The sequence below is a fragment of the Kocuria sp. NBRC 114282 genome (assembly GCF_030268385.1).
GTDB lineage: Bacteria > Actinomycetota > Actinomycetes > Actinomycetales > Micrococcaceae > Kocuria > Kocuria palustris.
The window spans coordinates 55193-73960 of record NZ_BSQO01000008.1 but is presented as its reverse complement, the minus strand read 5'-3'; the positions used below and the strand labels follow the sequence as shown (position 1 = coordinate 73960).

Genomic DNA, 18768 nt, shown 5'->3' with positions numbered 1-18768 from the left:
AGTCTACCGAGGCCCGGCAGACGGCACGACGAGAGCCGTGGCCATGGCAGCGAGCCCCTCGTCACGTCCGGTGAAGCCCAGCCGGTCCGACGTGGTCGCCGCGACCGAGACGGGGCAGCCTGCGGCGCGGCTGAGCGCCTCCTCAGCCTCCTGTCGTCGCGGCGAGAAGCGCGGCCGCTGCCCGATCAGCTGCACGGCCACGTTGCCCGGCTCGAAGCCGGCAGCGCGCACGATCGCCGCGGCCTCCGACAGGATCCGCACGCCCGAGGCTCCGGCCATCTCCGGGCGGTCGGTGCCGAAGTTGGAGCCGAGGTCGCCGCACCCGGCGGCGCTGAAGAGGGCGTCGGCCGCGGCGTGGGCCACGACGTCGCCGTCCGAGTGCCCGGACAGGCCCCGCTCGCCCTCCCACAGCAGGCCGGCCAGGTGCAGCGGCACCAGTCCGTCCGGGTGCTCGGCGCACTCCTGATCGGAGGCGAAGGCGTGGACGTCCACCGAGATGCCGGTGCGCGGGATCATGGTCACGGGCGCTGCTCCTGCTCTGCGTGCTCTGCCGCCGGCCGGGCCTCGAGGCGCTGCCGGCGCTCGGCGAGCACAGCCTCGGCCAGCAGCAGGTCGAGCGGTCGGGTGATCTTGAACGACTCCTCGTGGCCCTGCACGGCGATGACCCGCTCCTCGGACCAGCGCTCGACCAGCGAGGCGTCATCCGTCAAGGAGAGCTCGTCCGCGCCCTCGGCGACGGCCTGCTCGTTGACGCGACGCAGCAGCCTCCAGTCGAAGCCCTGGGGCGTCTGGATGGCGCGCAGCCGAGTGCGGTCCACGGTGCCCGAGAGCCTGTCCTGGGCGTCGATCCGGCGCATGGTGTCCACGACCGGCAGCACGGGGATGACGGCGCGATGCTCGCGCAGCGCAGCGGCCACGTCCCGGAAGACCTGGGCGGGGGTCAGGCAGCGCGCGGCGTCATGGACGAGCACACTGGCCGGGGCGGGGCCCTGGGCCAGGAGATCGAGGGCGGCGCGCACACTGGCGGCGCGGGTCTGCGCCCCCGTGACGGGCTGCGCGCCCAGCTCGCGGCACACGGCGCTGAGCTGCTCGTCCCCGGCGGGCACGGTCACGACGATCCGCCCGCCCTCGGCGCATACTCCGGAGTCGAGCACCGCTCGCAGGCTGTGCTCGAGGATGGCCCGCCCGGCGAGCTCCACCAGGGCCTTGGGGATGCCGCGGCCCAGGCGCTGCCCCGAGCCCGCTGCGACGACGACGACGGCGCACCCCGTCCCGGAGGAGGGGTGCGCCGTCGTGGGGGCCGTGCGGCCCGAGGACTCCACGGGCTGAGCCTTCAGCCGGCCAGGATGTCGTCGAGGCGCTTCTCGGCCTCTTCCTCGTCGATGTCCTTGGCCAGGGCCAGCTCGGAGGTGAGGATGTGGCGGGCCTTGGTCAGCATGCGCTTCTCACCGGCGGACAGGCCGCGGTCCTTGTCCCGGCGCCAGAGATCGCGCACGACCTCGGCGACCTTCAGGACGTCGCCCGATGCCAGCTTCTCCACGTTGGCCTTGTAGCGGCGGGACCAGTTGCTGGCCTCCTCCACGTCATCGGCCTGCAGGACGGCGAAGACCTTCTTGAGGCCCTCCTCATCCACGACGTCTCGCACGCCGACCAGGTCGACGTTCTCCGCCGGGACCTCGATCACGAGATCACCCTGGGTGACCTTGAGCTTCAGGTACATCTTCTCCTCGCCCTTGATGGTGCGGGTCTTGATCTCCTCGATCAGTGCCGCGCCATGGTGGGGATAGACGACCGTCTCGCCAACCTCGAAAACCATGTATGGTGCCCCTTTCCGCCGGTCGATTCTAGCACGAGGCGCACAGCAGCCTGATCGCCTCCTTCGAGAACCCTTGGAGCGGATGCGGACGATCCGTGCCCAACCGGATACCATGGCCGGAGCATCACCGACCTGTCTGAGGAGTTCGCGCCGTGACCAATGCCGCCCGCAAGAGGCTTCGCACCATCGGCCTGGGTGCCGCCTTCGCTGCCGCCGCACTGACCACGTCCGGGTGCGCTGCGCTGACCAACGACCAGGAGACGGCATCGCAGTACTCCCCCGCTGACGGCATCGTGGAGCAGCTCGGCGACCTGAGCATCAACAACCTCCTCATCGTCGCCGATTCCGCCGACTCGGACGGCCGCCTGCTGGGCACCCTGGTCAACGAGTCGGACGAGGAGATGTCGGTCGAGATCGCCGTCGAGGGCGCCGATCCGATCACCGTGGACGTCGCCCCGGAGGATGAGATCCGCTTCGAGGACGACGAGAACGAGCAGCTCGTGGTCCCCGCCGGCGCCGAGCCCGGCCTGATGGTGCCCGTGACCATCACCGTCGACGGCGAGACCCTGGAGCACGAGCTGCCCGTGCTCGATCACACCTTCCCGCGCTACGCCGAGTACATCCCCGGCGGTGCGCCGTCGACCCCGGCCAACCCCTCCAACACCCCGGCTCCCGAGGACGAGGAGGAGGGCGGCCACCACTGAGGCCCCTGCACCGGGCCCTGACCGGTCCGGTGCAGCGCAGGCATCGCACACGACGGCGGGGCGGCGACCACCAGGTCGCCGCCCCGCCGTCGCTCTGCCCGCCGCGGTGGAGCCGCGGCGGGGGCCTCAGACCTCGAACTTGTAGCCGAGCCCTCGCACCGTCACCAGGTGCCGCGGATCCGAGGGGTCGGGCTCGATCTTGGAGCGCAGCCGCTTGACGTGCACGTCGAGGGTCTTGGTGTCGCCCACGTAGTCGGAGCCCCACACGCGGTCGATGAGCTGTCCTCGGGTCAGCACGCGGCCGGCATTGCGCAGCAGCATCTCCAGAAGCTCGAACTCCTTGAGCGGCATGTTCACCGTCTCGCCCTCGACCGTGACGACGTGGCGCTCGATGTCCATGCGCACGGGTCCGGCCTGCACGGTCGCCGAGACCAGCTCCTCGGGCTCGGAGCGGCGGCGCAGCACGGCGCGGATGCGCGCCACGAGCTCGCGCGACGAGTACGGCTTGGTCACGTAGTCGTCGGCGCCCAGCTCGAGGCCGAGGACCTTGTCGATCTCGGCGTCCTTGGCCGTGAGCATGATGATCGGGACGTTCGAGCGCTGGCGCAGCGCCTTGCAGACCTCCGTGCCGGACAGGCCCGGCAGCATGAGATCGAGCAGGACGAGGTCCGCGCCGGCGCGATCGAACTCCTCCAGCGAGGCCTGGCCGTCGGCCACGACCTCAGGGTCGAATCCCTCCTTGCCCAGGAGGTAGGCCAGGGGCTCGGACAGCGACTCCTCGTCCTCCACGATCAAGATCCGGGTCATGCGGACTCTCCTCCTTCTCGTCGGGCCGTCCCGGCGCGCACGGGGCGACGGCCCCGGCGGCCGGAAGCGGCCTGCTCTGCATCGTTCGCCGCAGCGCCCTCGGCGCCGTCGGCCTGGTCCTCCTGGCCCTGCTTCCCGCCGCCCTGCTCGCTCATCAGCGGGATGCAGAGCGTGAAGGTTGAGCCCTGGCCCTCCTCGGACCAGATGTCCACCCTGCCTCCGTGCTGCTGCATCACGTGCTTGACGATGCTCAGCCCCAGACCGGTGCCTCCGGTCTGACGGGAGCGCGCCGAGTCCACGCGGTAGAACCGCTCGAAGATCCGATCCTGCTCGCTCTGCTGGATGCCCGGGCCCTGGTCCGTCACCGCGATCAGGGCCATGCCGTCTCGCTGGCGCAGCCCCACGCCCACCCGCGTGCCCGGAGGCGAGTAGCGGATGGCATTGTCGATCAGGTTGCGCACTGCGGTGGTCAGCATGTCGGCGTCGCCGAAGGCCGGAGCATCGACGGAGCCGCCGATCACCAGGCTGATGTCCCGGGACTCCGCCGTCATGCGGTTGCGGTCCACGGCCTCGGCCACCACGCGCCCGAGCTCCACGGGCCCGCCGGAGGTCACGACGTTCTGGCCCTGCAGGCGCGAGAGCTCGATGATGTCCTGCACCAGCAGGGTCAGCCGCTCCGACTCGCGATGCAGCCGGGACGTGAAGTGACGCACGGCGTCCTCGTCCTCGGCGGCGTCCTCGATGGCCTCGGCGAGCAGCCGGATGGCGCCCACCGGGGTCTTCAGCTCATGGGACACGTTGGCCACGAAGTCGCTGCGCACCGACTGGGCCCGGACGATCTCGGTCTGGTCCTCGGCCAGCAGCAGCACGAACTCATCGCCCAGCACGGCCACGCGCACGTCGAGCACGATCACGCCGGTGTTCTCCGCCCCGCGGCCGATCTCGACGCGGCGCTCCTCCGTCACGCCGGAGGCCCGGGCCGCCCGGATCATGCCCAGCAGCTCGTCGCGCACGATCGAATGCCCGCGCACCAGGCCGAAGGCGTAGGCGGCCGGTGAGGCGCGCACGACTCCGTCGACCCCGTCCACGACCACGTAGGCGGGGCCCATGACCGACAGGACGTCCGCGGCGCCGTGCGGCAGCTGGGGCTCGCCGATCTCCGCCGCCTCGATCCTGCGCCGGGAGGTCCCGCGCAGGGCGAAGAGACCGCTGAGTCCGAGCAGCAGTCCGATCAGCCCCGACAGGAGCGCGAGAAGCAGGGGTTGCACCCTTCCAGAGTAGGGCCACCCCGGGCGCCGACGCGTGCGCCTCGACGCTGTCGGACGGGCCGACGCCTCGGCGCCACAAGGAGATCACCGGACGTTCTCCCGCCGTTCACCGCAGGCCCGGCAGCGCTGCAGCCGGCGCGCGTAGCCTCGACTCTTCGATCATTGCAGTGAGGCGGGCGTCCTATCCGGGCGCAGGGACCGCCCGAGGGGAGGCGCAGGATGCGCACGGTGTTCCAGGCGGAGCTCAAGCAGGTGGGCGATGAGCTCGTGGCGATCGCCAGGCTCGTGCGTCAGGCGCTGTCCGAGGCCCGCTCAGCCTTCCTGGAGACCGAGCTCGAGACCGCCCAGGGCGTCATCTCCAACGACGCCCGGATCGACCTGCTGCAGGACGAGCTCGATGAGCGCTCGATCGACATCCTGGCCCGCCAGTCCCCCGTGGCCTCCGACCTGCGCACCCTCGTGGCCGCGCTGCGGATGAGCACCTCGCTCGAGCGCATGGGCGACCTGGCTCGGCACCTGGCTCAGGATGCCCGCCGCCGCTTCCCGGAGGCCGTGATCCCCGAGCGTCTGGCCGACGACTACGCGCGGCTCTTCGAGCTCGACCTGGCCATCCTGGACGGGGTCATCGAGATGCTCGAGACGCGCGACATCTCCCTCTACGAGCGGATCGCCGAGCAGAAGGCGCAGGTCAGCGCCATGCACCGCGGGATCCTCGATGCCATGGGCCGACCGGACTGGGACGCCCCGGTGCACACGACCGTGGATGTCACGCTCTCGGCCCGCTATCTCGAGCGCATGAGCGATCACGGGATCGCCGTGGCCCGCAAGGTCTCGTACCTGGTGACCGGGCAGTGGGCGCCCCCGGCCTGAGCCGGACGGTGCGAGCAGCACCGCACCCAGCGACGACGGGGCCCGGATGCCTGATGGCATCCGGGCCCCGTGCGCTGAAGCGCTGCTGCCGGCCTGCGCCCCGGTGGTCGGGGCGCAGGCCACAGCTCACTTCTTGCCCTGGTTCGCGACCGCCTTGATGGACTCGGCCGCAGCCTCCGGGTCCAGGTACTCGCCGCCGGGGGTGATCGGCTTGAAGTTGGCGTCGAGCTCGTAGACCAACGGGATGCCGGTGGGGATGTTCAGGCCGGTGATCTCATCGTCCGAGATGCCGTCCAGGTGCTTGACGAGCGCGCGCAGCGAGTTGCCGTGCGCGGCCAGCAGGACCGTGCGCCCTGCCTTGAGGTCCGACTTGACCTGGTCCTCCCAGTACGGGAGGAAGCGCTCGAGAACGTCCTTGAGGCACTCGGTGCGCGGGAGGTTCTGGACGTCCTCATAGCGGGGATCGCCGGCCTGCGAGTACTCGTCGCCGTCCTCGATGGGGGGCGGCGGGACGTCGTAGGAGCGGCGCCAGGTCATGAACTGCTCCTCGCCGTACTTCTCGCGGATCTCCGCCTTGTCCTTGCCCTGCAGGGCGCCGTAGTGGCGCTCGTTGAGGCGCCAGGAGCGCTTGACGGGGATCCAGTGGCGATCCGCAGCATCCAGGGCCAGGTTGGCCGTCATGATCGCGCGGCGCAGCAGGGAGGTGTGCACGATGTCCGGGAGCAGACCGCGCTCCTTGAGCAGCTCGCCGCCCCGAGTCGCCTCGCCGCGGCCCTTCTCGGTGAGAGGCACATCCACCCAGCCCGTGAAGAGGTTCTTCTCGTTCCAGTCGGACTGCCCGTGACGGAGCAGGATCAGGTTGTACTTCGCTTCAGTAGCCATGCCCCGAGTATCGCACCTGAGGGACCGACGGGCGAGTGCCGAGCTGACCCGCGACCGGCGGCGTCACCAGGCCGAAGGCCCCGAGGACTCGACGTTGACAGCGGGCTTGACATCCGCCAGGTACACGCCGGAGGCGGTTGCCGCGACCAGCACGAAGATCAGCTGCCCCATCTGCGGGATGCCGCCGGTGAGCAGCGCGATCACCGCGGGAACGGTCATCAGCAGGCTGAAGAGCAGGCAGGCGCCCGTCACCAGCATCCAGAAGGTCCGGGTGCGCTTGAACGCGCGCTGGAACTGGATGGGCTTGGCGGACAGGCAGTGGAGGAACGCCATGGCTGCCAGGACGGTCACCAGCACCATGACGGCGACGTCGACCACCCCGACGGCCAAGAGGATGAGGGAGGTGAGGGACATGGCCACGATCCTACCGGGCGGCGGGCTCGCCCACTGCGGCCAGCGCCCGCTCGAGGTCCTCCCAGAGGTCCTCGACGTCCTCGATGCCCACGGACAGGCGCACCAGCGACTCCGGGACCGTGCGCGGCTCCTCGGGGTGGCGGCGACGGCGCTCGACGAGCGACTCGACGCCGCCCAGCGAGGTCGCCGGCACCCACAGGCGCAGGGCCTCGACGACACGATCGGCCGCTGCGGCGTCGCCGTCGACCTCCAGTCCCACGATCGCCCCGAAGCCGCCCTGCAGCTGCTGAGCGGCCCGCTCGTGGCCGGGGTCCTCCGTCAGGCCCGGGTAGCGCACGGCGCGCACGCCGGGCTGCTCGAGCAGGCGACGGGCGATCTCGGCGGCGCTGGCACCCGCGCGCTCGACGCGCAGGGACAGCGTGCGGATCCCCCGCAGGGCCAACCAGGTCTCGAACGGGCCGGGAATGGCGCCGTGGCGGGAGCGATGGGCGTGCAGGCGCTGGCGGAGCTCCGGATCCACGGCGGTGGCCGCTCCCAGGACGACGTCCGAGTGCCCCGCCAAGTACTTGGTGGCCGAGTGCACGACGAGGTCGGCACCCCAGGCCAGCGGACGCTGCAGCAGGGGCGTGGTGAAGGTGCTGTCCACGCAGCTGAGCACACCCAGGCGACGGGTGCCCGCCAGGATCTCCGGGAGGTCGGCGACCTCGAGCATGGGATTGGTGGGCGACTCCAGCAGCACCAGATCTGCGCCCTCGGCGGCGGCCAGCACGGCGTCGGTGTCGGTCACCTCCACGGCATCGACGCGGATCCGACCCTCCTGCTCGGCCTCGCGCACGAGCGTCATGGTGCCCATGTAGACGTGCACCGGCACGACGACCCGGCCGCCCAGCGGCACGAGCGAGAGCACGGCCGAGATCGAGGCCACCCCGGAGGCGAAGGCCAGCGACGGCAGCGGCGAGCCCTCGAGCTGACCCAGCACGGATTCGAAGTCGTCCCAGGTCGGGTTGCTGGCGCGGCCGTACATGCGCTCGCCCGGCACGGGCTCCCCCGCGCCGCGGTAGGTCGAGCTCAGCACGATCGACGGGCCGACGGGAGCATCGCGCTCCGGGGCCGGGCGACCGCCGGCGACCGCGATCGTGGCCGGACGCAGCCGCCCGTGGAGGGTCTCCCCCGAGGGCTGCTGCTCGGCGTTCGGGCGGGGCGCGGCGGAATCCGGAGAAGTCATGACCTCACCCTATGACGGCCGCGCCCACACGCTTCATGGGGGCGGCGCCGATGTCTGCCGCGGCCCCTACAGTGTCCGTGTGACATTCCAGACCAGCCCAGCGAGCACGCCTGCCGCTCTCATCGCCTTCGAGGGCGGCGACGGCGCCGGCAAGTCCACGCAGCTGCGCCTGCTGGCCGAGTCCCTGCGGGAGCGCGGCGTGCCGGTGCTGCTCACCCGCGAGCCCGGCGGATCGGCCCTGGGCGAGCAGATCCGCTCCCTGGTCCTGGACCCCGAGCACGCGCCGGTGGATCCGCGCACGGAGGCGCTGCTGTTCGCCGCTTCGCGCAGCGCCCACGTCCAGCGCACCCTTCTTCCTGCGCTGCGCGAGGGCAGCACGGTCCTGACCGATCGCTACCTCGACTCCTCGGTGGCCTATCAGGGAGCGGCGCGCGAGCTCGGCACGCAGACCGTGCGGGATCTGAACCTGTGGGCGGTCGACGGCCTGCTGCCGGATCTGACCGTGCTGCTCGACGTCCCCGAGGAGACGGGGCGGGCTCGCCGGGCCGAGCGCGCCCCGGATCGCATGGAGCAGGAGCCCGCCCCCTTCCACGAGGAGGTCCGCCAGGCCTTCCTGGAGCTGGCCACGCAGGCGCCGCAGCGCTACCTCGTGCTGCAGGCCGACGCCCCCGTGGAGGAGCTGGCGGCGCAGATCCGCGAGCGCGTGCTCGACCTGCTGGCCCAGAGGGCCTCCGGAGGGCAGCGATCGTGAGCGTCTGGGACGACCTGGTGGGGCAGGACGCCGTCGTGGATCAGCTCGCCCGGGCTGCCCGTGATGAGCAGCCCTCGCACGCCTGGCTCGTGACCGGGCCGCCCGGATCGGGGCGCTCCCACGCCGCTCTCGCGCTGGCGGCCGCGCTGCTGTGCGAGCAGCCGGATCCCGCCGATCGCGGCTGCGGCGAGTGCTCCGCCTGCCGCACCGTCCGCGCCGGCTCGCACGCCGATCTCACACACTTCCGCACCGAGCACACCGAGATCCGCATCGACGAGGCCCGCGAGCTCGTGGTCAGGGCTCAGGACCGCCCGTCGGTGGGGCGCTGGCGGGTCATGGTGATCGAAGACGCCGACCGCATGGCCGAGCGGACCTCCAACGTCATGCTCAAGGCCATCGAGGAGCCGCCGCCGGGGACCATCTGGCTGCTGTGCGCGCCGAGCCCCAGCGACGTCCTGGTCACCATCCGCTCGCGCTGCCGCCCCGTCACCCTGCGGGTGCCGCCCGTGGAGGCCGTGGCCGAGCTGCTCGAGCGCCGCGACGGCGTGCCGGCGGCCCGCGCACTGGAATGCGCCCGCCTGGCCCAGTCCCACGTGGGCGTGGCGCGCCGGCTGGCCCTGTACGACGACGCCCGCGAGCGCCGTCGTCGGGTCGTCGAGATGCCTCTGCGGCTGGGCGGCGTCTCGGATGCCGTGCGCGAGGCAGGGCGGCTGACGCGCCTGGCCGAGGAGGAGGCGACCGCCGAGTCGGAGGCCCGGGACGAGGAGGAGCGCGCGCACCTGCTGACCTCCATGGGCGCCGCGGAGTCCGGGAAGATGCCGCCCAGCGTGCGCAGCGCCCTGCGGCGCCTGGAGGAGGACCAGAAGCGCCGCTCCAAGCGCGTGCGCACGGACACCCTGGACCGCTTCCTGATCGATCTGACCACGTTCTACCGCGATGCCCTCACGCTGCAGCTGCAGACCGGGTCGGAGCTGGTCAACCAGCACATCGCGGACTCGCTGCGCGATCACGCGCTGAACTCCACGCCCGAGGAGTCCCTCGAGCGCATCGACACGATCGCCCGCACGCGCACCAGGATCCGCACCAGCGCCGCCGCCGGACTGGCCTTCGAGGCCATGGCCGTCTCCCTCCTCTGAGGCCCGCCCGTCGGCGCGTCCCGTGCGCGCCGGGCCGGACCACGAATCCGCACCACAGATGGGATGCCCCCCGGATGAGCCACCGCCCCCGCCGCCGGATGCGGCTGGCCGCTGCCCTGGCCGTATGCGCCCTGGCGCTGAGCGCCTGCACCGATGACGACTCCCCCGCCGGGGGCCAGTCGGCACCCGAGGGCGCTGCGCAGGGCATGGACGAGTTCTACGCCCAGGAGCTCGACTGGGGATCGTGCGAGGACTCCGGCGGGATCTCCGGGTTCTTCGGCGGCGACGACCAGCAGTGCGCGCAGCTCACCGTGCCGGTGGACTACTCCGATCCCGACGGCGAGACCATCACGGTGGCCATGGCGCGGTTTCCCTCGACCGGGGATGCCCCGGAGGGTGCGCTGGTCGTGAACCCCGGCGGACCGGGCGGCTCCGGGGTGGACCTGATCTCCCAGTCCGGTCCGCTGTTCGGCGACGATCTGCGCGAGGGCTACGACATCGTCTCCTTCGACCCTCGCGGCGTCTCCCGCTCGGACGAGATCCAGTGCTTCGACGACGACGCCGCCCTCGACGCATGGCGCTCCCAGCCCTCGCTCGTGGGCCAGGACATCACGGCAGAGGATCTGCGCGAGGAGTACAGGGAGCTCGGCGAGGGCTGTGCAGAGCACTCGGGACCTGTGCTGGAGCACATGGACACGGCCTCCGTGGCCAAGGACCTGGACGTCATGCGCGCAGCCCTGGGCCAGGACCGGACCGACTACCTGGGCTTCTCCTACGGCACGCGCATCGGCGCCGAGTACGCCCGGCAGTTCCCGGATCGCGTGGGGCGGTTCGTCCTCGATGGTGCCGTCGATCCGCAGGCCTCGAACTCCGAGGTGGCCATGGGCCAGGCAGTGGGATTCGAGAGCGCGCTGCGGGACTTCATGGAGGACTGCACGCAGAACTCCGCCGACTGCTTCACGGACGGCTCCGCGGACGACGGCATGGAGGAGGTCCAGCAGATCCTGGCCCGCTCCGCGGACGAGGAGATCACCGGGCCCGACGGCCGACGCGTGACCCCCGTCCAGGTGGCCGAGGGCATCATCACGCCGCTGTACAGCACCGCCACCTACCCCAGGCTCAACCAGGCCCTGCGGGACGCCTCGGACGGCGACTACGACGCCCTCCAGGAGCTCTCCGACCTCAACCACGGGCGCCAGGAGGACGGGACGTACCACGGGAACTCGACCGTCGCCTTCAGCGCGGTCAACTGCCTGGACTCGACCGACGACTCGGTCACCGACCAGGACATGGCGGCCCAGCAGCAGGAGCTCACCGAGCGGGCGCCGACCTTCGGCCCCTATCTCGGCTACGCGGAGGCGGCCTGCCAGGGCTGGCCGTACGGACCGGTCGAGGAGGATCCGGACGAGCCGGCGGAGTACTCGGGCGACTCCGAGATCCTGGTCGTGGGCGGGACCGAGGACCCGGCGACCCCGTATGCCTGGTCCGAGGCCCTGACCGAGCAGCTGGGACGGGCCACCCTGCTCACCCGGGAGGGCATGGGCCACGTCTCCTACTCCTCGGGCAACGGGTGCATCGTCGAGGCGGTCGACGCCTATCTCCTCGAGGGCATCCTCCCGGAGGAGGGCACGGTCTGCCGGGACGCCGGCATCTGAGCGGAGGCCGCGCTCAGGAGGCGTGCGAGCGCAGCGGCAGCTCGAGCAGGCCGGGGATGTCGCGGATGGAGTCCACGACCGCGTCGGCACCCGAGGTGCGCAGGGAGTCCTCGCGGTGGGCTCCGGTCAGCACGCCCACGTTGGCGCGGGATCCCGCCCGGCGCCCGGAGAGCATGTCCGCGGCGGTGTCGCCCACGACCATGACCTCGCGGACGTCGGCGAGGTCCAGAGCCAGCAGCGCCGTGAGGATCATGTCCGGGTAGGGGCGGCCGCGGCCGGCGTCGGAGGGGCACAGGCTCAGATCGGCCAGACCCATCCAGTCCAGGTGCTCCAGGATCTGGTTCTGGCTGTGGCGGTTGTAGCCGGTGGCCAGCACGACCTTCAGCCCGGACTCCCGCAGCCCCAGGATGACGTCCTCGGCGCCCGGGACGGCAGTGACGGCGTCGGTGCGCAGCAGCTCGTCGAACTGGCGCTCGAACTCGCGGCTGGCCTCGGCGGCGACGGCAGGCTCGTCCTCGAAGAGGTGCTGGAAGACGCGGACCTTGGACTGGCCCAGGGTGTCGCGCACGAAGCCGAGCATGCCCGTGAAGCGCGGCGAGTCCGCGGCGATGCCCAGCTTCTCGAGCGTGCGGGTGAAGGCGCGCTCCATGATCCCGTTGTCCTCGAAGGACGTCCCCGACATGTCGATGAACGCCAGGCGGAGATTGCGGACGATGTCTGGGCGGAGGGTCATCTGCGGTCCTTCAGCGATCGATGCCTGCTCAGCGCGCCGTGCAGCAGCGGTCTCGGAGCAGGAGGGGCCTCGCTCAGCACGAGGGGCTGCAGCGACCATGCTCTCCCCCGGTCCGAGCGCGGTCGCGGATTCGCACCGACGTGAGGGTGAACACACGACGAACACTCATGCATCTCGACCCGGCTTCGACGTCCGCACGGATGTGACCGGCCCGCCCGACGGTGCTAGGGTGTCATCCGCGCTGTGGCCCGCCGCGGTCCGGTCGCGCCGCCTTAGCTCAGTCGGTAGAGCGATTCACTCGTAATGAATAGGTCGCCGGTTCGATTCCGGCAGGCGGCTCCAGCAGAACCCCCAGATCCGATCCCGTGAGAACGGGACGGCCTGGGGGTTCTCTCACGACACGAGCCAGCCCGGAGCTCGCGGCAGATCCGATCTCCGCGGCAGCCCCCTGATCACCCCGTCGATCGCAGAGACGAGGGACAGAGCTGCGATGTCTGATGGACATCAACCTGCAAAGACATGCAACACCGGCAACCGAATCCTGGGCATCATCACACTTCAGGCCTAAGTTGAACCCTGGCGCGCCCTGCCCATCACGCGTCTCGCTCTGTCAGACGGACGGAGCTTCTCCCCCCGGAAGCCCGCCACGTCGACAGCTGAGCCCTAGGACGGCAATGATTCTCAGCTCTCCCTCTGCCACGACTGCCACGACATCCACGCACAAGGCCTATGACTCCGTCTGGGTCGAGTTCGATTCCATCTGGCTGAAGCCCCGACTCGTCTTCGATGAGCGCACGCGCGACGCGTTCGATGCCTGCGCAGAGATCTGCAACACGGTGATGTGCGAGAGCATGGGAACCGCGCCGTCCGCGCAGCGCCCCCTGGTGCGCTGCGCGCTGCGCACGGACGGACCGGGGTCCTATCTCCTGAGCTTCGAGATCCCGGAAGAAGGCCCTGCGCTTCCGGAGCCGGACACCACCTCGCCCGCAAGGGGTCGCTGGAAGGCCAGAAAGCGCACCCAGGAAGCTCGGACCGCAAGCCAGCAGGACCCTGACCTGCAGCTCAGGCTCCTGTCGGCCACTCGCATCCTCGTGGAGATGCTGCTGGCGGTCGACACCATCTGCTCCACGCCCGCAGGCCAGCTCAGCGTGAACGAGCGGCGATGCAACCACGGGCACTTCGTGGAATTCGTCAACGGCGTCAGGGTCCTGAGGCATATACACCGGAATTCCTGGATGATGCTGTCGCAGCCGAGGATCCAGAAGCTGCTGAGCCGAGCCTTCGCTCCGTTCCAGGATGCCGAGCTCCACACCATGAGCGTGCGAGAGATCCCCCAGGAGGGGAGCCTCGGCGCCAGCTGGGTGGTCACAGCCAACCGTCGCCTGCAAGCTTTCGCGAATGGGGCACTGCTCGAGATGCCCGCTCTTCAGGGCACGATGCTCGGCGCCCAGCAGTTATCGGCCGAGCGCTCCTGAGCGACCCAACCCCGATTCACCCCGCCGTGAGCCGCCCGTCGACCAAGGTCAGCCGGCGGTCGTCGTCCTCCAGCAGCTCGGCCTCGTGCGTGACCAGCACCGTGGCGGTGCCGAAGCGCCGCGTCGCGTCTCGCAGCATCTGCATGACGGAGATCGAGCGCTCGTGATCCAGCGCGGCCGTGGGCTCGTCGACGAGCATCACCGACGGGCTCGACATCAGCGCCCGGCCGATGTTGACCCGCTGCTGCTGACCGCCCGAGAGCTGGTGGGGCCTGCGACCGGCGGCGGCCTCCAGCCCGAGCAGCTCGAACAGCTCGTCGGCGCGCCTGGCCGCCTCCCGGCGCCGGCGCCGATCCTGTCCGCCGATGTGCGCGGTGAGCAGCAGCTGCTCCCGAGCGGTCAGCGAGGCCAGCAGATTGGGCTGCTGGAACACGACGCCCACCCGGGTCCGGCGCATCTCGGCGCGCTGCTCTGGGGTCATCTGCACGACGTCGCGGCCGTCGATCAGCACCTGCCCCGAGCTCGCTCCGACCAGACCGGCCACGACGGACAGCAGGGAGGACTTGCCCGATCCCGACGGCCCCGTGACCGCGGTGAGGACCCCGGCGGGTGCCTCCATGGAAACGCCGTCGAGGGCGTGGACCACTCGGGGGCGCCCGTCGTCGTCCTGGCCGTCGGGCCAGCTGAGGCGGACGTCGCGCAGCCGCAGCGCGGCTGCGGAATCGACGCGCTCAGCAGCCTCGGCGGACTGCCAGGGGGCGGGGGCGGTGGACAGCACAGTCATGTCGGGCTCCTTCGGAAGCAGAGGGCGGAAAGCGGGCAGGGGCTCAAGCCGCGGACAGCGCGATCTGCGGGTCCACGCGAGCGACCCGGCGCACGGCCAGCAGCGCGGCGGCCAAGCCGAGCAGCAGGATCCCCAGGGCGGGCACCAGGGTGGTGGTCGGCGTGAGGCTGAACGGCACCGCTCCTGTCACCAGGGCGCCGCCGAGGCCGCCGAGCACCAGTCCGAGCGCGGTTCCGCCCAGCAGGACGGCCGCCGACTGGGCCAGCGCATCGCGCAGCACCCAGCCGCGAGAGGCCCCCAGGGCGCGCAGGATCGCGACCTCACGGGTGCGCTGGATGCTCCACACGGTCAGGAACGCGATCACCACGAGCGCGCCGATGCCGTAGAGGAAGGCCTGCATCATCAGCAGGGAGCCGCGCTCCGAGCTGTAGGCGGGCAGTGCCGCGAAGGAGTCGCGCGTGCCGGCGCTCCAGGTGCCTGCGGCCTCGTCCTGATCGGTCATCCGATCCTCGAGCTCGCTGCCGTTCAGGCCGTCGGCGGGGAAGACGGCCAGCGCGCTGCTCTGGCCGTCGCCCATGCGCAGCAGCTGCGCGGAGTCCTCGGTCGAGGTCCACACCACCGGAGAGTGCGAGTACCACTCATCGGCCGCGATGCCGATGACCGTCAGCTTCAGCGCACCCGCGTCCAGCTCGTCGCCGACACCGACGCCCAGCGACTGGGCCGTCTCCTGCGACAGGACGGTCTGCCCGGCCCCCGGACGGGCCCGTCCTTCGAGGATCTCGAGGTCCGGGGCCAGCTCGGTGCCCGGCTGCAGGGCGAGCACGGCAGCCGAGGCCGAGGCGCCGTCGTGCTCGAGCTGAGCGCGCCCGACGTCGAAGCGCTCGGCGGCCTCGACGCCCTCGGCGCGGGCCCATGACCCGGCCTGCTGGGCGTCGATGCGGGAATCGCTGTAGGAGGGATCCTCGCCGTCGCTGCCCGCGGCCAGGACGATGCGCGGGGCCTCGAGCGCCTCGAGGGCGGAGGTGGACTGGCGGCCCAGACCGTCGGTCAGACCGGTGAGCATGACGACGAGCAGCGTGATCATGGCGACCACGGAGCCGATCAGGGCGAAGCGACCGCGCTCGAAGCGCAGATCGCGCAGGGAGAGGAACATGCTGGTCACTCCTGGCGGATGGTTCGAGGGGCCGGGTGCCTTCCCGGCGCTGTGCGATGGCTCCACTGTCCGCCGCGGCAGGTCTCGGGCGCATCGGACGGCGGTGGGGTCCTGAGCGCACCGAACGGCGCACCCCGGGATCAGCCGATCGGCTGATGCCCCGTCCGGCAGGATCCGTAGGCTGGAGCGATGACCACCTCCGCCGCCGACCGGGCCCTCGGCCCGGACTCCGACGAGGCCGCAGCGACTCCCGCCGTGCTGCGGGCCATGCGCGTGATCCTGCACGTGAGCTTCGCCGGGCTGCTGGGACTGGCAGTGGGCCGGTTCCTGATCGGCGCCTCCTGGCCCGGCGCCCTGTGGCCGCTGGCCCTGTCCGTGATGCTGGGCCTCGCCTATCTGAGCGGCACCGTCGCTGAGCATCGGGCCTTCCTCGGCGTCCGTCCCCGTGCGCGCCCGGCCAGCGCGGGCGTGTGGCTGGCGGCGGTGCTCGTGCTGTGGTGCCTGCTTGCTCTGCGCGCACCGGACTTCTCCTGGGTGGTCTTCCCGCTGTTCTTCGTCGTCCAGGCCGTGCTGCCGACGATGCCGAGCCTGATTGCGGTCGCCGGGCTCACCGCGGTGGTGATCGCCACCCAGGCTCTGCACGCAGGCACGGGGGGCTTCGGCACCGGGCAGGTCATCGGCCCGGTCCTCGGCGCGGTGTTCGCCGTGATCGCGGCCTGGGCCTACCGGGCCCTGTGGCGAGATGCCCAGCGCCACCGCCGCACCGTCGTCGCGCTGCAGGCCGCCAGGGAGGAGCTCGCCCACCGCGAGCACCGCGCGGGGGTGCTCGCCGAGCGCGACCGGCTCTCCCGCGAGATCCACGACACCCTGGCCCAGGGCCTCGCCTCGATCGTGCTGTTCTCCCGCGCCGCCCAGGACTCCCTGGCGCAGGATCGCCCGGACGCCGCCGCCGAGCAGCTGCAAGTCCTGGAGTCGACGGCTTCGGCCGATCTCGCGGAGGCCCGTCGCTTCGTCCAGGGCCTGGCCTCGCCGCGCCTGGCCGCCGGGCTCGAATCGGCCCTGCGCGATCTGGTCGACGGCCTGCAGGGGCGTGCCGAGTCCGCAGGCACCGACCTGAGCGTCTCCCTGCGGGTAGAGGGAGAGCCCCGGGACCTGGAGCAGGCGACCGAGGCCGTGCTCCTGCGCGCGGCCCAGACCTGCCTGAGCAACGTCGAAACCCATGCCCGCGCCTCCCGCGCGGCCGTCACCCTGGCCTACTGGCCGGAGACGGTGACCCTGGACGTCGTCGACGACGGCGTGGGATTCGACGCCGCAGCGCCGCACAGGCCCGGGCGCGACGGCGGCTACGGCCTGCCCCACCTGCGCCGACGTGCGCGCGAGCTCGGCGGGCGGCTGTCGATCGAGTCGCGCCCGGGAGCCGGCACGGCAGCGGCTCTGCAGCTGCCCGCGCCCGTCGCCCGGCCGAGCACACCGCAGCAGCCCTCGAAGGATCGAGACCGGACATGACCCACCCCGCCCCGACGACCGAGACCCCTCTGGGCCTGCTGCTCGTGGACGACCACCCCGTCGTGCGCGCCGGGCTGAAGGCTCTGCTCGAGGCCGACGGCACGCTCGCGGTCCTCGCGGAGGCAGGCGACGGGGCCCAAGCCCTGGCCGCCCTCGACGACCAGCACGTGGACGTCGTGATCATGGACCTGCAGATGCCGACCATGGATGGGCCCACGGCCATCCGCAGGCTCCGCGACCGCGGCGGGCCTCCCGTCCTGGTCCTGACCACCTACGAGACGCAGGCGGACATCGTCTCCGCGCTGGAGGCCGGAGCCACCGGCTATCTGCTCAAGGACTCCCCCGCCGAGCAGCTGCGAGAGGCCGTGCGCCAGACCGCGCAGGGTCGCTCCGTGCTGGCGCCGTCGGTGACCCAGCAGCTCGTGCAGCGGGCGGCTCGCCCGGCGCAGAGCCTCAGCGCACGGGAGATCGAGATCCTGCAGGGACTGGCCACGGGTGCAAGCAACCGCGAGCTGGCAGCGCAGCTCGTGATCTCCGAGGCCACCGTCAAGACGCACCTGCTGCACGTCTACGACAAGCTCGGCGTGGACAACCGGACCGCCGCCGTGCACCGGGCCAGGGAGCAGCGGCTCATCTGAGCCCGAGGGCGCGGGCTGCGGATCAGCACGCAGCCGCTGCAGCTGCCTCAGAGCGATGCGTCCGGGCAGCTCGCCTTCGGCGACGGCGCTGCGGCCGTTCGCCTCAGACCGCCCCGTGCTCCTGCACGAGCGCCTCGCCGCGCACGATGTGCCCGCCGACGGCCTCGGCGCGCCGCCGCACGGCCTCCAGGCGCTGGGCGCGGGCCGTCTCCGGGTCGATGCCCGGCGTGCGGAAGCGGGCCAGCGCCAGCGCTTCGGCCGCCTGGGCCATGTCATTGCCCGCCCGTGACAGCTCCCGATGGAGGTCATTGAGCCAGCCGCCCTCGGAGCCGGGGATGTCCTGGTCGTTCGTGGGCGCCATCGCCTGCGCGGCCGTGCACAGCGCGCGCACCCGGGGGAGCAGATCGGCCAGCTCGTTGGCCGCGGGGACGGCCGCGGCCTGCAGGCCGGCGTCCTGGATCTGCTCGAGCACCTGGTGAAAGCGATCGAGCCCGCGCCGGAACCGGTCATGGGCGCGACGCCACACGCCCAGACCCAACTGCTTCTCATCGCGGCGCTGTGCCCGATGCTCGCTGAGGAATCCCATAGACCTCCATGATGACACGTCGTCACCATCCGGGACGATGCGATTCCGGCGCCCCACGAACCAGTGGCCCCGCGGTGTGCTTCTCGAGCTCGAGACGCACACCACAGGGCCACTGGAGGCAGAACCTGGCGCCCCGCTTCAGCAGCAGCGACCCTCCGGGTGGCGCTCCTGCCAGTCCTGCCAGCTGCGCCAGAACTCGCGCTCGGACATGGGCTTCTCCCCCTCGCACCCGTGGGCGCGGTGGTGCTCCAGATAGCGCTGGTACTTGTCGGCGCCCAGCACGCCGTCGGCGAACCGCTTCAGCGAGGACACCGCCTCGAGGATCGACGTCATCTGGTCCTCTCCTCCTCTCGTCGTGCCGTGCG

The 18768-nt window shown here is 71.6% G+C and carries 21 protein-coding genes and 1 tRNA gene; 9 read left to right on the top strand and 13 right to left on the bottom strand.

Features of this window, described 5'->3' with window-relative positions; translation table 11 throughout:
• Positions 1-3 precede the first annotated feature (3 nt).
• From ispF to QSJ40_RS11510, 3 genes are read right to left on the bottom strand one after another with little or no spacing between them, the layout of a single operon-like run.
• Positions 4-516 (bottom strand): 2-C-methyl-D-erythritol 2,4-cyclodiphosphate synthase, encoded by a 513-nt coding sequence (gene ispF, locus QSJ40_RS11520; RefSeq protein ID WP_040560842.1) that lies wholly within the window; start codon positions 514-516, stop codon positions 4-6.
• Between the two features lie 2 nt (positions 517-518).
• Positions 519-1322: a 2-C-methyl-D-erythritol 4-phosphate cytidylyltransferase gene (ispD, locus tag QSJ40_RS11515; protein WP_285731075.1), complete on the bottom strand. Its 804-nt coding sequence runs from the start codon at positions 1320-1322 to the stop codon at positions 519-521.
• A gap of 11 nt (positions 1323-1333) precedes the next feature.
• Positions 1334-1816 carry a CarD family transcriptional regulator gene (locus QSJ40_RS11510; RefSeq protein ID WP_006214662.1) on the bottom strand — a complete coding sequence of 161 codons (483 nt, stop codon included), beginning with the start codon at positions 1814-1816 and terminating at the stop codon, positions 1334-1336.
• A 152-nt stretch (positions 1817-1968) separates the two neighbouring features.
• Between QSJ40_RS11510 and QSJ40_RS11505 the strand changes: the two genes are divergently transcribed.
• The gene (locus QSJ40_RS11505; RefSeq protein WP_053446904.1) at positions 1969-2520 is read left to right on the top strand and encodes a hypothetical protein; all 552 of its coding nucleotides are present in this window, start codon (positions 1969-1971) and stop codon (positions 2518-2520) included.
• Positions 2521-2646: 126 nt separating this feature from the next.
• On the opposite strand, the gene QSJ40_RS11500 is transcribed toward QSJ40_RS11505, so the two are convergent.
• Together QSJ40_RS11500 and QSJ40_RS11495 are read right to left on the bottom strand one after the other, a co-directional pair.
• A complete protein-coding gene (locus tag QSJ40_RS11500) occupies positions 2647-3327 on the bottom strand; it encodes a winged helix-turn-helix domain-containing protein (RefSeq protein ID WP_006214664.1) in 681 nt (226 codons plus the stop codon).
• A complete protein-coding gene (locus QSJ40_RS11495; protein WP_006214665.1) occupies positions 3324-4595 on the bottom strand; it encodes a sensor histidine kinase in 1272 nt (423 codons plus the stop codon). The genes QSJ40_RS11500 and QSJ40_RS11495 overlap by 4 nt, the downstream gene beginning before the upstream one ends.
• A 219-nt stretch (positions 4596-4814) precedes the next feature.
• Between QSJ40_RS11495 and phoU the strand changes: the two genes are divergently transcribed.
• The gene (gene phoU, locus QSJ40_RS11490) at positions 4815-5465 is read left to right on the top strand and encodes a phosphate signaling complex protein PhoU (RefSeq protein ID WP_285731067.1); all 651 of its coding nucleotides are present in this window, start codon (positions 4815-4817) and stop codon (positions 5463-5465) included.
• Between the two features lie 126 nt (positions 5466-5591).
• Here the strand turns inward: phoU and QSJ40_RS11485 are convergent, their stop codons facing one another.
• The 3 genes from QSJ40_RS11485 to QSJ40_RS11475 all read right to left on the bottom strand — a co-directional run bounded on the left by QSJ40_RS11485 (position 5592) and on the right by QSJ40_RS11475 (position 7986).
• The gene (locus QSJ40_RS11485; protein WP_006214667.1) at positions 5592-6347 is read right to left on the bottom strand and encodes a phosphoglyceromutase; all 756 of its coding nucleotides are present in this window, start codon (positions 6345-6347) and stop codon (positions 5592-5594) included.
• Positions 6348-6410: 63 nt separating this feature from the next.
• On the bottom strand, positions 6411-6761 hold the full coding sequence (locus QSJ40_RS11480) for a DUF2516 family protein (RefSeq protein WP_006214668.1): 351 nt from the start codon (positions 6759-6761) through the stop codon (positions 6411-6413).
• Between the two features lie 10 nt (positions 6762-6771).
• A complete protein-coding gene (locus tag QSJ40_RS11475) occupies positions 6772-7986 on the bottom strand; it encodes a trans-sulfuration enzyme family protein (RefSeq protein WP_285731063.1) in 1215 nt (404 codons plus the stop codon).
• Here QSJ40_RS11475 and tmk point away from each other — a divergent pair.
• The 3 genes from tmk to QSJ40_RS11460 all read left to right on the top strand — a co-directional run bounded on the left by tmk (position 7985) and on the right by QSJ40_RS11460 (position 11528).
• A complete protein-coding gene (tmk, locus tag QSJ40_RS11470; RefSeq protein ID WP_285731062.1) occupies positions 7985-8737 on the top strand; it encodes a dTMP kinase in 753 nt (250 codons plus the stop codon). The two genes, QSJ40_RS11475 and tmk, sit on opposite strands and share 2 nt — an antisense overlap.
• Positions 8734-9873: a DNA polymerase III subunit delta' gene (locus QSJ40_RS11465; RefSeq protein ID WP_206391155.1), complete on the top strand. Its 1140-nt coding sequence runs from the start codon at positions 8734-8736 to the stop codon at positions 9871-9873. The genes tmk and QSJ40_RS11465 overlap by 4 nt, the downstream gene beginning before the upstream one ends.
• Before the next feature lie 74 nt (positions 9874-9947).
• Positions 9948-11528: an alpha/beta hydrolase gene (locus QSJ40_RS11460; RefSeq protein WP_285731059.1), complete on the top strand. Its 1581-nt coding sequence runs from the start codon at positions 9948-9950 to the stop codon at positions 11526-11528.
• Positions 11529-11541: 13 nt separating this feature from the next.
• On the opposite strand, the gene QSJ40_RS11455 is transcribed toward QSJ40_RS11460, so the two are convergent.
• On the bottom strand, positions 11542-12261 hold the full coding sequence (locus QSJ40_RS11455; RefSeq protein WP_006214673.1) for an HAD-IA family hydrolase: 720 nt from the start codon (positions 12259-12261) through the stop codon (positions 11542-11544).
• Between the two features lie 266 nt (positions 12262-12527).
• On the opposite strand from QSJ40_RS11455, the gene QSJ40_RS11450 reads away from it, so the two are divergent.
• Together QSJ40_RS11450 and QSJ40_RS11445 are read left to right on the top strand one after the other, a co-directional pair.
• Positions 12528-12603: transfer RNA gene (locus QSJ40_RS11450), tRNA-Thr, on the top strand.
• Between the two features lie 332 nt (positions 12604-12935).
• Positions 12936-13736, top strand: a complete 801-nt coding sequence (locus QSJ40_RS11445) for a hypothetical protein (RefSeq protein WP_285731056.1) — start codon at positions 12936-12938, stop codon at positions 13734-13736.
• 16 nt (positions 13737-13752) lie between these two features.
• On the opposite strand, the gene QSJ40_RS11440 is transcribed toward QSJ40_RS11445, so the two are convergent.
• Positions 13753-14520 carry an ABC transporter ATP-binding protein gene (locus QSJ40_RS11440; RefSeq protein WP_285731053.1) on the bottom strand — a complete coding sequence of 256 codons (768 nt, stop codon included), beginning with the start codon at positions 14518-14520 and terminating at the stop codon, positions 13753-13755.
• A gap of 43 nt (positions 14521-14563) precedes the next feature.
• Positions 14564-15673, bottom strand: a complete 1110-nt coding sequence (locus QSJ40_RS11435) for an ABC transporter permease (RefSeq protein WP_285731051.1) — start codon at positions 15671-15673, stop codon at positions 14564-14566.
• Between the two features lie 189 nt (positions 15674-15862).
• On the opposite strand from QSJ40_RS11435, the gene QSJ40_RS11430 reads away from it, so the two are divergent.
• A complete protein-coding gene (locus tag QSJ40_RS11430) occupies positions 15863-17179 on the top strand; it encodes a sensor histidine kinase (RefSeq protein ID WP_285731049.1) in 1317 nt (438 codons plus the stop codon).
• Complete coding sequence (locus QSJ40_RS11425; protein ID WP_006214678.1) at positions 17176-17817, top strand: response regulator; 642 nt, start codon at positions 17176-17178, stop codon at positions 17815-17817. Before QSJ40_RS11430 ends, QSJ40_RS11425 begins: the two co-directional genes overlap by 4 nt.
• Before the next feature lie 103 nt (positions 17818-17920).
• Here the strand turns inward: QSJ40_RS11425 and QSJ40_RS11420 are convergent, their stop codons facing one another.
• Both QSJ40_RS11420 and QSJ40_RS11415 read right to left on the bottom strand, forming a co-directional pair.
• Positions 17921-18403, bottom strand: coding sequence for a hypothetical protein (locus QSJ40_RS11420; protein WP_285731046.1), 483 nt, complete (start codon positions 18401-18403; stop codon positions 17921-17923).
• Between the two features lie 138 nt (positions 18404-18541).
• On the bottom strand, positions 18542-18736 hold the full coding sequence (locus QSJ40_RS11415; protein ID WP_006214680.1) for a YbdD/YjiX family protein: 195 nt from the start codon (positions 18734-18736) through the stop codon (positions 18542-18544).
• Positions 18737-18768 lie beyond the last annotated feature (32 nt).